This is a genomic window from Lysobacter sp. P5_B9, assembly GCF_054049835.1.
The window spans coordinates 81,671-94,736 of record NZ_JBFULP010000007.1 but is presented as its reverse complement, the minus strand read 5'-3'; the positions used below and the strand labels follow the sequence as shown (position 1 = coordinate 94,736).

Sequence of the window (13,066 nt, the reverse complement as noted above, 5' to 3'; positions counted from 1 at the left end):
GAACTGAAGCCGGGCTACCTCTGAAGCACCGTAGTGGCGTACCCCGCCTTGTTGAAGGCTGGCTCAGAGACGCTCGGTGTGCTGAGGCTTCACCGCGGTACTTCCGGCACGTTCACCGGCCCATGTTCGAGGTCTAGCGTTGCGGCGCATCGACAACCGCAACGCACCGACAACCGCAGGTGGTCCGACATGCCGACGCTCAGCCGCCGCCATTTTCTGAAGCTCGCCGCCGCGCTGGGCGCGACCCTGGCATGGGGCTGCGCGACGGTGCGTCCTTCCTCCAGTGGCTGGCGCGAGCGTCGTGACCTGTTTCCGCAAGGCGTCGCTTCGGGCGATCCCGATGACCAGAGCGTCCTGCTCTGGACGCGACGCCCCTATGCCGATGGCCGCGAGCGCGCCACGCTGCTGGTTGAAGTGGCGCAAGATCCGGCATTCATGCGCGTCATCGCGACCACGGCGGCGCCGGTGCTGGCCCAGGCCGACTGGACCTGTCGCGTGCTGGTCGGCGACCTGCCGCCGGCCGGCGAATACTGGTACCGCTTTGTCGACGAGGAGGGCAATGGCAGCCGGATCGGCCGGACGCTGACGGCACCCTCGCCCGACGATGCGCGCCCGGCGCGCTTCGCCTTCGTCAGTTGCCAGACCATTTGCGAGGGTGCCCAGAACGCATATCGGCGGATGATCTGGGAAGACGAGCGCGCCGCGCCCGAGGAAAGGCTCGGCTTCGTGCTGCACCTGGGGGATTTCGTCTACGAAGTCGTGCAGTACCCGGACCAGGTCAAGAACGGCCATCGCTACGACCGCCTCATCAAGTTTCCGATCAAGTTTCCGAAGGGCAAGGCGGTCGCCAAGAACCGCTTCTGGGCGCCGGACTCGTTGGAGGACTATCGCGCTCTCTACCACGCCTACCTGCAGGACCCCGACATCCAGGATGCGCGTGCGCGCTGGCCGTTCGTGGCGATGTGGGACAACCACGAATTCTCCTGGCAGGGCTGGCAGTCGATCCAGGAGTTCCCTGGCGACGAGGGCTGGGTGCCTGCGCAGACGCTCAAGGTCGCGGCGAACCAGGCCTGGTTCGAATACCAGCCGGCACGCGTTTTACCGCCAGGCTCCGCGCGGGACACCTTCAACGCGCCGAACGTCGTCGACACGCTGGTCAAGGATTTCGACGACGATGGACTGGGAACCGAAGCCAACAACCTCGCCGCGATCAACAGCCTGATCGCGTATCGCGCCTTGCGCTGGGGCCGGCACATCGACCTGATCATCACCGACCAGCGCAGCTTCCGCTCGCGCGACCCCGGTAATCACGACGAAATCAACCCGCTGTTCGAAGACGACACGCTGGGCTTCGTACCCGAGGAATTGATGCGGCAACTCGACGGCGGCCGCGACTATGCCAACGGCAATCCACCGGCGAAGCTGTCCTTCGGCGCGAAGAGCGTGGCCAATTACCGCGCAGGCGAAGCGGCGCAGACGATGCTGGGAGCGAAGCAGAAAGCCTGGTTTCTCGAGCGCCTGCGTGGTGCGAAGGCCACCTGGAAGATCTGGGGCAATTCCCTGGGAACCCCCGACTGGCGCGTGGATCCGCAGAATCTCCCGACCGCGCTCGGCAAATATCCCGAGGGCGCAGGCTTTGCCATCATGGCCACCGGCGACTGGGGTTGCACCTACCACGAACGCGCCGAGATCTTCGATGCCGTGCGCGATGCCGGCATCACCGGTTTCGCCATCGTGTCCGGCGATCGCCACAGCTTCTGGGCGGGCTACGCGGCCAAAGCCTTGCCGCCTACGGCGTTCGAACCCGTGGGCGTCACCTTCGTGACCGGCTCGATCTCTGCCCCGGGCATGGCCGAAGCCAACGAGCACAACCAGAAAAAAGAAAATCCGTTGCGCCCGCTGTACGTCGCCAACCCGGGTGGCGGATCACCGCAGGCTACCGTCAACCTGCTGTTGCACCACGGCGTGCGTTCGGCGCTGGAGTTCGCAAGCAGCGGCGACCTTCAGAAGGCGCACGCGGTGAGCAATCCCGACCTGGCCCCGCACCTGTCCTTCGTCGACATGGGCGGACACGGCTACGCCACGGTACGGGTCGACGCCAGCACGATGGTGACCGACTTCGTCTGCATCCCGCGGCCCATCGAACGCAGCCCCGGCGTGGACGGCGGGCCCCTGCGGTATCGCGTCCGCCACGAGGTGCCGCTCTGGCGGCCAGGCGAACGGCCACGGATGCAGCAGACAATCCTGGAAGGCGATGCCGGAGTGGCTGTGTGATGCGCGTAGTGCGTGGACAACTCGATGTCCGCTTCGGGTCGTTAGCAGCCGTTGATGACCTCGTCTAGCGACGGACTCGCCTCACCCTTGGGTCCGCTTCCGGCCAGACGCGGCCAATCGCCTAGCCCCGCGAACTACGCTGAAAGTGCATCTCCTGCCAATCACTGACCCGAGAGCGGTCAATGAGGATACGCCCATGGGCGCCATGGCTTGCCCCGTCGGGCGACAGGCAAGAAAATCTAATCGGCAGGGCCCAAAAAACCTGCTTGAGGGCGATCGGGGACGCACCTAGCATGCGTAGCGCTAAACGACCGTCCACATGAGCAATGGTCACCATGCAACCCCATGCGCAGATCATCGATACCTGCTTCGCCGCCTCGCCCAACGTGCGCTATGTCGCCGTCTACCTCGACGGGAAAGTTAGCTTGCGTTCGCGGGAAGACGTCCAATTGCTGGGCTCAAACGAATCGGACCAGTATGAAGAAATAATCGTCAACCCGACGCTACTGAAGCTTGTCACGCAACGCGGCAACATCGATTGCGGCGGTGTGCAGCATGTCGTCGTGCGATACGGAATGTTCGTCGCGCTCATCCTTCCGATCGACGGTGGACACGTTACGGTGAGTTTCGAGCTCGATTCGAACCTCGATGAAGAGATTCCCAGGGTCACGGCAGTGATCCATGGTGTCGTTCCGGTGTCGACGACCTGCGGCTCACAAGCCGACGCATAGCTTGGTTGACGGATCGAATGTCCGCTAAGGGTCGCTGGCGGTCATTCGCCACTGTGTTCCACGCTGCCTTCCCCAGAGCCGATTCGACCGGCTCCACGTAGCGAGCCGTGCCAGCGGACGATCAGCGGACGCTCGCTCACTACGCTCACGGCTCCTTATCGAACCTGGAGCCGCTCATGGCGATCTTCGATACCAACCGAACGTTGTTCGCCGAAGACGATCAGGCGACCGTCGTCATCTTCAATCATTCCCGGCCGCACTCGCGCGCGCCGGTGTTCGTCTGCCTGCCGGCGATGGGTGTCGCCGCGAGCTTCTATACACCGTTCGCGGAAGCGCTTGCGCAAGCCGCCGCGGGCGCGGCGGTGCTCGCCGATCTGCGCGGCCAGGGCGACAGCGCGGCGCTTGCACGACGCGGCGCGCGATTCGGCTACCAGGAAATCGTCGCGCAGGACATTCCGTCGTTGATCGCCGCGATCGCCGCGCAGTTCCCCGGCCGGCCCATGTATCTCGTCGGCCATAGCCTGGGCGGCCAGCTCGGCAGTCTCGCGGCAGTGCACGCGGCGCCCGGACTCGCGGGTTTGATCCTGGTGGCGAGCGGCACCGCGCACTATCGCGTGTGGCCAAAAGCGTTGCGGTGGCGCGCGGGCATCGCGGTGCAGGCCGTCCGCGTCGTGGCTGCATTGCTGCCCTGGTACCCGGGCCGGCTGCTGGGCTTCGGCGGCGATCAGCCGCGTCGATTGATGGCCGATTGGAGTTACAACGCCAGCACCGGCCGGTATCGCTGTGCGGGCAGTAGAATCGACTACGAGGAGGCACTGGATGACCTCGTGTTGCCCGTCCTGTCGATCGAAATCCGTGCCGATCCCGTCGCACCGACGGGCGCGACGACCGAGCTGCTCGCGAAGCTCGCATCCTGCGCGATCGAGCGCCGGCAGATCGATGGCGTCGCGGCCGACGCGCCGTGGCGGCGTCACTTTTCCTGGGCGCGGAGTCCGGACGAGGTGGTCGCAGAAATCATCGCCTGGGTGCGCGCACCATTGTGCCGAGCCAACGTCGAAGTTCTCGAGCGGGCCGTTGCATGAGCCCTGAAGTGACTGGACGTCTCGTGCTTCGCGTGCTCGGGCCGGTGCGGCTCGAGCACGAATCGGGGGCGTTCGAGCCGGGCGCACGGCGCGAGCAGGCACTCCTCGCCCTGCTCGCCGCCGAGGCGCGTCCGATGAGTCGCGCCCGCCTCGCTGCCATGCTCTGGCCCGATGCCGGCGACGTTGACGCGCGCGGGCGCATGCGCCGGTTGTTGCACGAGCTGTCGAGCCGCGTTGGGCACGACGCGCTCATCACCGATCGTCACACTGTCATGCTCGCGAACGATGTGTGTGCCGCCACCGATCTCGCTTCGCTACGCCGCTCCCTCGCGCAAGGACTCTATCGCTCGACCGATGACGCGAGCGATGACGCGAGCGAGGAGAGCCTCGCCCCCCTCGAGCACGCGGCACGCCTGGCTGCCGCCGAGTTCGCGGAAGGGTTGGTGCTCGACGAATGCGACGAGCTGTCGGCGTGGCTCGAACGACAGCGCGAATCACTGCGTCAGGCACGCGCGCAGGCGCTGGCGCAGCTTGTCACGCGGCTCGAGGGCGCACGGCAGCACGAGCGCGCGCTCCACCATGCGCTAGACCTGGTGGCAATCGACTCGCTGAACGAAGCTGCGCAGCGCCAGCTCATCCGGCTGTATGCCGCCGTCGGACAGCCCCACGCAGCGTTGCAACAGTTCGAGCGATGCCGGCAGCTCCTGCACGACGAGCTCGGCGTCGAGCCGGAAGCCGCTACGCGCTGGGTCGCCGATGAGGTACGTGCCGGTGAAGTACGCGCCTATGAGGTCCGTACCCATGAGATCCGCGCCGATGAAATCCGCGCGCGCGACGCCGCCACGACGACGCTTGCCGACAACCCACCCACGCCGGTAGCGGTGCGGTACACGCGCAGTGGCGACGTTCATCTCGCTTATCAAGTGCTAGGTTCCGGTCCACTCGATGTGCTTCTTATCAGCGGCTTCGTCTCGAACCTGGAGCAGGCCTGGGAGCCTGGCGGTCCCGCGGCCTTCTTCCTCGAACTCGCGCGCGACTTCCGGCTCATCCTCTACGACCGGCGCGGTGTCGGGCTCTCGGATCGCACCGTCGATCCCGCCGATACGTCGGTGAGTAGAGCCGACGCGCTATCGGTACTCGACGCCGTCGGCAGCCGACGCGCGCTCGTGTTCGCGGTGTCCGAAGGCGGGCCGATCGCGATCCGGCTCGCGGTCGAACATCCAGAACGCGTTGCAGGGCTGGCCCTTTGGGCAACGCTTGCGCGAGGTACCGCCGCGCACGACTATCCGTGGGCACTGACCGCCGAGCAGTTCGAGCGTTGGCTCGATGCGCTCGTCGCGCAATGGGGGCGGCCGGCGGCAATCGACACCTTCGCGCCCGACCACGCGAGCGATCCGCTGCTGCAGCGCTGGTGGGCGCGCATGCTGCGCCTCGGCTCCAGCCCGCGCTGCATGCAAGCCGTCCTGCGCACGCTCGCGCTGAGCGATGTACGCGCCTTGCTGCCGCAGGTGCGCGTGCCGACGCTTGTCATGCATCGAACGGGCGACCGCGCCGTGCGCGTCGACGCCGGCCGCCAGGTCGCGACCGCTATTCCTGGCGCCCAGTGGCTCGAATTGCCCGGGACCGCGCATTGGTGGTGGCTGGGCGAGACGGCTCCCATCATCGAAGCGATCAATGGCTTCGCACAGCGTTTGGCTGATAGCGTCGAGCGCTAGCGAGTGCCCGATCCCATGGCCGCTATCGGCCACAAGCGGACATAGACCAACGCCAGAATTAAGCTGAGCCGCGAAGCCGCTTCGGCTTGAATAAATTGTCAGACCTGTTCACTGAGCAAACTGGACGGAGCAATGTCGAGGAGACACATGTCTGAGTTAAGGACGCATGCTCCTGGACCTTGGTGGGTCGAGGAGCTGCCAAGATCAGACGTAACGCCTGACCGGATCCCCACCGCATGGAAGGCACGGCTTGTGCTGCACGCTAGTAGAAGGGGCCGGAGCATGAGCAGCGCCAGCCGCTGCGCTGCCTCGCACATCAAAGGCAGCACGCCGACGCGCCCTTCACTTGGGGGCGGGCCGTGCGCTTCCGCCGTCGTTGTGTTGCGCAGTCGCGCGACTTTGCGCGAACTCCGGAAAGGTCTCCGCTAGCGGCGCCGTGTCCGGCAAGATATAGAACACCCCGCCCCGCTCGAACGTCGGACGGATGATCTGCTCGTAAAATTCGGGCGGAACGTTGATGCAGCCATGAGTGATTCGGTTGTCGTCCGGCGAAGGCGATGCAAGGCGTTCGGCGCGTCTCTCGACCGGGATGCCAGTAGCCGTGGGGTGCATGGAGATCGCGGAATCGTAGTCCACCCACAGCACGCGCCCAGCGTCGGTTGATGGGCCGAAACCGCCCACAAAGCGACCCGCAGGCGTCGTGCGATCCCGGCCCGGAATTTCGCGAAGCGCGAGACCGGCGATGCCGGGGGCCGAATGATCGCCGATCGCCGAGCCAAAGAGCCCAGGCGCGGCGCCGCGAAGCCGGCCGTCACCGCCGAACACCAAGACCTGTGCAGCGGCCTTGTCGATGATCGCGAACGGATAGCCTTGGCTGTCCCTGGTTGCGACAACCCAGCCCGCGAGCTCAATCACCGTCTCGGACACTTCTTGGCCTGGCGGAAGCTGGTCGACGGCGGCCACCGGTTGCACGGCGGTTTCCTCTGCGCTGGCCACGTCGAAGCTCGCGAACGCCAGCGCGAGCGCCAGCGCGCCACAGGCGGCCCGGATCGCAGGGTGTATGTAGGTATTGATGGGACAGTTCCTTGGAACGAAGACTGGGGAAAGAAAAAAGACCGGTGGCCAGAAAACGCCACCGGTCTCGAGTTTAAACCGTTCGTAAAAGATTGAGAGCGACTAACCGCGCGGCTTGCGGCGCGGCGACGTTTCGAGCTGCTGGACGCGGCCTTCCAATTGATCCAGCCGCTGGTTGGCCTGCTGCGCGGACTGATTGGCCTGTTGCGCGGACTGATTGGCGGATTCGGCGCTCTGGGCTGCGGTCTGGACCTTCGCGTCGAGTGAATCGAGGCGCGAGTTGATCGTTGCAAACTCCTCTTTATAGGTGGCGCAGCCGCCAAGGCCTACGGCGGCGACGATCGCCACGCCGAGCGTACGCGCCATCGACAGATTTTTCTTGGTCAGAAACATTCCAATCTCCTTAGTCTGCGGTATCGGAAATATAGCGGCGGGCCTCCGTTCCGCCTGTGATGCCGCGCCGGAGTCTGGCCCGCATTCAGCTTACGTTGGAATACGTAGATGGATTGTGAAGATGTGGGAGAGTTGCAATGTCCGCTATGGGTCGGAAGCGGACGCTCAATGGCTTCCACTCCATGCCTTGCCGCGAAACCATCAAATCGGATCTTCGAGCGACCTGGCCAGCTTGGTGAAAAGTTTCGGACCGGTCTCGGTCATGTACCAGCAGTCCTCCAGCCGGATTCCGAATTCGCCGGGAATGTAGATTCCCGGCTCGTCGGAAAAACACATGCCGGGTGCCAAAGGTGTGGCGTCGCCATGTACAAGATAGGGCGGCTCGTGGCCGTCCATGCCGATGCCGTGGCCGGTGCGGTGAGGAAGACCAGGCAGGTGGTAGCCCGGGCCCCAGCCTTCTTTTTCGTAGTAGGCACGCACGGCGTCGTCGATGGTGCCCACCGGGGTACCCAGCTTGGCGGTCGCCAACGCAAGCTCCTGGCCCCGCTTGACGGTATTCCAGACCTTTCGCTGCTTCGCGGTTGGCTCGCCCATCACCCAGGTGCGCGAGATATCCGACTGATAGCCATGCACGTTGCAGCCCACGTCCACCAGGATGACCGAGCCCTCGCGCACGGTCTGCGGCTGGTTCGAGCCGTGCGGATAGGCGCTGGCCTCGTTGAGCAACACGAGGGCGAATTCCGGCACGCCACCCAGGGCCACGGTGGCGGCGTTCGTCATGGCGGCGATCTCGTCGGGGCGCATGCCGGGGCGGACGTTGCCATGGACGTGGCGCAGCGCTGCCAGGGTGACGTCATTGGCGGTTTGCAGCAGCGCGAGTTCGGCCGGGGACTTGATCAGCCGGACGGTTTTCACCAAGGCGTCGCCGGAAACCACACGGTAGGCCCCCGCGCTTGCCTCGCGCACTCCATCGACGATGAACAGACGCGTGGTGGATTCGAAGGCGATCGGGCCGGAGGAAACACCGCGGGCGGCAAGCGCGCCAACGAGGAGCGCGAACGGGCTTTCATGCTCATTCCAGGGCCGCACGTCGCCGCCCACCGCCAGGGTCTCGCGGACAGAGGGTTCTTCGAAGGCCGGGGTCACGACCACGACGTCACCCCGGGCCGGGATCACGGCGGCCGTCGTGCGCTCCGAACGATGCCACTGGACGCCGGTGAAGTAATCCAGGCTCGAGCCCGACTCCAGGATCAAGGCGCCGATCTTCTGGTCGACCATCAGCCGTTGCAGCTTGGCGATCCGCGCCAGGCGCTCCTCAACCGGAATCGGCTTGGCGCCGGCGGTCATGGAGGCCAATCCGGCCCTTGCGGCAGGCGCAGCCTGAGCCGACCTGCCGGCCAGCATGAGCGCACTGGACGCAGTGCCGGTGGCAGCTACAGCCGCAGTGAGGAAGTCGCGACGACGCATGAAGACTCCGGACCGATGCCAGGGATGCTTCGCAGTATGAGGCCGAGTCGGCGCTCGCTCCGCCCCTCTGGGCGCGTGGTCGAACTCCCACCCTGGGAGTTCGACCATGCCAGGGCCATCGGCTTATCGGATGTTCGTTGGCCCTCGGCCGGTCCGAGCCGACCCAGCCTACGGTCCTGCGCTGGCTTGCACCGGAAGCTCACTTCCCACGACTTCGCCAGTGTCCATATCTTCTATCCAGAAGCGGATTGAGCCGCCCACGATCAGCTTCCGGACGATGTACTTGCTTTCCGCTTTCGCATCGAGAGTGAGCAATGCATTGGCATAGTTGACGACAGGTCCGCCCATGCTGCTATGCAGGTATCGAACACCTATCGAGTGCGTTCCCGGCCATATCCGCATCGCTTCTGGATATTCAGTTGTCCACCCCATCCGATACAGGCTCTTTCCATCCAGTTGAGTGATGAACACCTTCCTGTCCAAGAGCACGGCCACGGAGTGATCGTTCTCGGAATCCGTCTTCAACAGCGCCCTGCCGTACCACCAAGGACTATGTCCTGATCAAGGCGGACTTCGTCTCTCAGGGTGCCCATTTTGCAACCCGTGACAACAAGAAGCAGCGCAAAGGTGCAGACAAGATGTTTGAACTGTGACATAGCCGCTTAGCCCCTGACGCCCGACATAAAGTCCGCGATTTCCGTCGCGTGACTTTCGATCAAGCCGCCCGCCGTGCCCATGGCAGTCGGGTTATGGGAGTCCACTTCGATGCGGCCAAGTTCCTCGCCGCTCTTCACATCCGTAATCGTTACGACACTATGGATGTTGTCGCGACCGGCCATGATTCCGACCAGGAATCTAGCTGCAGCGGCGCGCATGTAGTAGTTGGTGATAGTGATTTTTACCTTCCGGGCTTCCGGATCGGTCTCCACCGCCAGGAGATTTCTGCTGCGAAGCTCGATATCCAGCTCCTTGCGCAATTCCTGCACACCCGCCTCGGACATTTCTGCTGAGTTGACGATTTCGTACCAGTAGCGCGAACCCACTGCCTTGTTCGGCACGTAGACCTGCCCGGTCGTCCCCATGCAGCCGGACAGGAAGCCAGCAATAAGAAGAAAAAGTACCGGCCTGAAGTTCATTCTGTTTTCCCCTGACTCATGCACACGTCGCTGCCGCCGGACAGCGGCCCCCAAGCGACGTGGAGTGCGTGACCTTAGCAAAGGCGTCAGGCGCTGCAAAGATCATTGCGCCCTGCTGTGCGGGCCTCATCCATCCATTCGTGTACGGTCGCGCGCGACACACCCTTTCATTTTTGGCACCGGTATTGACGTTGTTGAGCAGGCGTTCTGGAACCAGCAGGTGCACCGGAGCGCGGACGAAGGCGCGACTTGGAACGTGTGGGGCAACGAGGGCAAGTGGCTTCACGAACGGGCGCCAGGCCCTGCGTCCGCGGCGCCCTGAGCCGCAACGAATTGGATGAAACGACGAGGGCGGCCACTGGGCCGCCCTTATCGTTGGTGCCGTCGGAGACCTGACAGCATTAAATGTCCAGCCCCTGCTCGACCGCGTGTTGAGCCACGGCCGCGTAATCCTTGATGGCTGCACCGAGGCGAAGCCCCTCGCCTCCATCACTGTGCGGAAAACTCCGCGTCCCACTTGCCATCGTGCAGACCGAGGATGCTCGCGTCCGGCGCCATGCATAGCACGGGCAGGTCCGGCGCGATGCGCATCAGGCGGCAGTTGAACGGCGCTTCGCCCGATTTGTCCCAGTCGTTCTTGGCGGGAACGAAGGTGTACGTCTCCCAGGCACCGCCAAAGGCATTCATGTTCCAGCGGCTCGCCCAGCCGCGGTCGGTGCCGTCCATCTGCACGTCACTTATGATGTACGGCGGGCGACCGATCTGGGTCCAGGTGTCGCCGTGATCGGATGAGATGTAGACCTTCGAGAAGCCGCCCTGGCTCCAGAGCGCGGTTACCACCTCCGTGGTCGGATCAACGCGGTGGGAGGAGATGCGCGGGCCCGGCGTGATGGTCTTCCAATCGCCGCTGGCGAGGTCCAGGCGCTGCAACGCCGTACCTGCCATCACATAGTAGTGACTGCCTACCAACTGTCCGCGCGCACCAAGCCAACCGGCCTGGTCCTTGGGGGCCAGCGTGAACTCCTTAGAGAGCGCGAGGTCGTTGAGGTCTTCGCGGTGTCCGACATACACGCGCAGGCGGACCGACAGCGTGCCCCTCGCCGCGACCACGAAGCCGCTACCACGCTCTGCATCGGGATCGTCGAACCTCTCGGTCGTGGTTACGACCCACGCGTCGCGGGTGTGGTCGATGTCGAGGATGGACTCCAGGCGCCCGAGCGCCTTCAGGTCCGTCCACGTCGCTCCGCCGTCGCGACTGGCGCGCAGATGGCCGTCGTCGCTGCCAGCGATCAGGCGGCCGTCCGCATGCTCCACTGCGAGAATCTGGCGCATCGTGTCCATGCCCAGGCTGCTCCACTGGCCGTCGGGAGTGCGCTTGCGCAACTGGCCCAGATCCGCGGGAAAGAAAAGCGTGCCATCGGGAAGTCGCCCGGGCTCATCCTGCAGCGGCGGCGTGATTCCTCGCAGCAGGCGCAGGAACTCGTTGGGGTCCTTGGCGGCGATCAGCGCATCCAGCGTGGAGGGCTTGTTGACCTTGCGGTCGTGCGCCACCAGCAGATCCCAGATCAACCCCATTCCACTCGGCTTCTGGCCGATAGTGATGGGCGGAGATATCGCGGTCATCGTAGCTGGAATAGGCGTGGATTCCTTCAGCACCGACGCCATGGGCTTGATGGCTTCAGCCAGTGATCCCGCGTGTTCCGGGTGCGTGACAGGTACCACGACGAACTGATATCCGCCAACGTTCACCGGCATCAGGTCGCCGAGATCCGTCACGCGCCCGGCCTGCACGTCGAACTCCGGCCCGTCGGGCCACTGCCACACGCCCCACTGCTTGATCCGGTAGCGCCCCGCGGGCAGCCACTGGCCAAACGCCTGTGCGGCAGGCAACGACACGGCGGTGGCCGGTGTGTTGACTTTCAGATCCCTGCCGCCCGCCACCGGAGCGACCGTGATCGCATCACCGCCACCCTTCGGAAATGCCAGATAGACATAGCCGTGTGTTGGCGCCAACACGGCGGGCACCTGCGGCTTTTCCTTGGCGGCCACCGGCAACGCCAGCAGCAGGCCAAACGCAAACAACACACTTCGCATTACAGACTCCCCCTGTACGAAATAACTAAGCCGAGCCGCGAAGCGGCTTCGGCTTGACCAACGCCCCGTTGCTTGGTCGGCCCATACCCACCTGCGGCCTACTTCCGGAGCAAAGGCCCGCGCAAGCGGGCCTTTGTCTTCTGGGTTCGATCAACGGGTTGAGCCTCGAGGGCGGCAGGTCGCGCCACCCCGGCCTCGCTCATTCGACGCTCTCTGGCGCGCCTTGCACTGCAGTCCCGGCGGACTCCGCTGACCCCGTAGACTCCGCGGCTGAAGTATCGCCATGGGCAGCCTTGTACTCCGCGATCTTGCCAGCGTGCGACAGCTTGCCGGCGAAGTAGTCGCGCATTCCGGCCTTTTCGGGGACGTGGTCCTCCGCGATGATGTAGTAGTCCGTGTGCTCGTTTACAGCCAGATCGACGTGGTCAACCAGGTCGAGATCGACCGCCCATTGGCCTTGCGAAAAAACTTGTGCATCACGTTGCCACTTGTCCGCGTACGAGAGGTAGACGGTACTGGGGACGGGCATGGGGATGAGGCAAACCTTTCCCTTTTCCAGCGTGCCGTGAGCCAGGAAGGAGCCCAGGTAAAGGGTTTTGCCTCGCTTGACTTCGAACGGGACGGAGAAATCCTTCTCACTGGCGAACATGGTTGGGCTGTTTCCGCCCACGCAACCGGGGAGGTCATACGACCCGGCGACTCGAGCGATTTCGTAGCGGCCCTCGGGCAACTGCATCTTGAAGGCTGCATAACGGAACTTGCCGTCCTTCAGTGCCCCGGCGTTCTTGTCAATGCCCAACCACCCACGCGAGACATGAGCGTACCCGTACTCCTGTGATCCCGCCCTTCGAAAAAAGAAGGCCGCGTCACCGACCTTTGGTGTCTTGTCGACGCGGTAGCCGATCGTGCCGATGACCGTGCCCATCGTTTCAGCCGGTGCATCGACGGCGTCCTTCGGAACGCTGGCAACGTTGTCATCAGCAGCCAGTGCCTGGAGCGGCGCAAGAATCAAGCCGAGCAGCAATACAAATCTGTACACGTACATCGTCCCCTGGATTGGTTTACACAACACCCCGTCGCCATGCTTGGCACACGCCCGG

General features: G+C 64.4%; 11 protein-coding genes. 4 read left to right on the top strand and 7 right to left on the bottom strand.

Going from position 1 to position 13,066, the window contains the following annotated elements; translation table 11 throughout:
* Positions 1–189: 189 nt before the first annotated feature.
* The 4 genes from ACXJJ9_RS14220 (at position 190) to ACXJJ9_RS14205 (ending at position 5,802) form a co-directional block, all read left to right on the top strand.
* On the top strand, positions 190–2,274 hold the full coding sequence (locus ACXJJ9_RS14220) for an alkaline phosphatase D family protein (protein ID WP_457097792.1): 2,085 nt from the start codon (positions 190–192) through the stop codon (positions 2,272–2,274).
* Between the two features lie 326 nt (positions 2,275–2,600).
* A complete protein-coding gene (locus ACXJJ9_RS14215; protein WP_457097791.1) occupies positions 2,601–3,005 on the top strand; it encodes a hypothetical protein in 405 nt (134 codons plus the stop codon).
* Between the two features lie 176 nt (positions 3,006–3,181).
* Entirely contained in the window at positions 3,182–4,087 is a 906-nt protein-coding gene (locus ACXJJ9_RS14210) for an alpha/beta fold hydrolase (RefSeq protein WP_457097790.1), read from the top strand.
* An 8-nt stretch (positions 4,088–4,095) separates the two neighbouring features.
* A complete protein-coding gene (locus ACXJJ9_RS14205; RefSeq protein WP_457097789.1) occupies positions 4,096–5,802 on the top strand; it encodes an alpha/beta fold hydrolase in 1,707 nt (568 codons plus the stop codon).
* A 342-nt stretch (positions 5,803–6,144) separates the two neighbouring features.
* Here ACXJJ9_RS14205 and ACXJJ9_RS14200 read toward each other — a convergent pair whose 3' ends face one another.
* The 7 genes from ACXJJ9_RS14200 to ACXJJ9_RS14170 all read right to left on the bottom strand — a co-directional run bounded on the left by ACXJJ9_RS14200 (position 6,145) and on the right by ACXJJ9_RS14170 (position 13,005).
* On the bottom strand, positions 6,145–6,852 hold the full coding sequence (locus ACXJJ9_RS14200; protein WP_457097867.1) for a hypothetical protein: 708 nt from the start codon (positions 6,850–6,852) through the stop codon (positions 6,145–6,147).
* Positions 6,853–6,978: 126 nt separating this feature from the next.
* Positions 6,979–7,269, bottom strand: coding sequence for a hypothetical protein (locus ACXJJ9_RS14195; RefSeq protein ID WP_457097788.1), 291 nt, complete (start codon positions 7,267–7,269; stop codon positions 6,979–6,981).
* A gap of 201 nt (positions 7,270–7,470) precedes the next feature.
* On the bottom strand, positions 7,471–8,616 hold the full coding sequence (locus tag ACXJJ9_RS14190; protein ID WP_457097787.1) for a M24 family metallopeptidase: 1,146 nt from the start codon (positions 8,614–8,616) through the stop codon (positions 7,471–7,473).
* A gap of 288 nt (positions 8,617–8,904) precedes the next feature.
* Positions 8,905–9,231: a hypothetical protein gene (locus ACXJJ9_RS14185; RefSeq protein ID WP_457097786.1), complete on the bottom strand. Its 327-nt coding sequence runs from the start codon at positions 9,229–9,231 to the stop codon at positions 8,905–8,907.
* 167 nt (positions 9,232–9,398) lie between these two features.
* A complete protein-coding gene (locus tag ACXJJ9_RS14180; protein WP_457097785.1) occupies positions 9,399–9,872 on the bottom strand; it encodes a DUF4410 domain-containing protein in 474 nt (157 codons plus the stop codon).
* A 489-nt stretch (positions 9,873–10,361) separates the two neighbouring features.
* Positions 10,362–11,966 (bottom strand): hypothetical protein, encoded by a 1,605-nt coding sequence (locus ACXJJ9_RS14175; RefSeq protein ID WP_457097784.1) that lies wholly within the window; start codon positions 11,964–11,966, stop codon positions 10,362–10,364.
* 199 nt (positions 11,967–12,165) lie between these two features.
* Positions 12,166–13,005, bottom strand: a complete 840-nt coding sequence (locus ACXJJ9_RS14170; protein WP_457097783.1) for a hypothetical protein — start codon at positions 13,003–13,005, stop codon at positions 12,166–12,168.
* Positions 13,006–13,066: the final 61 nt, after the last annotated feature.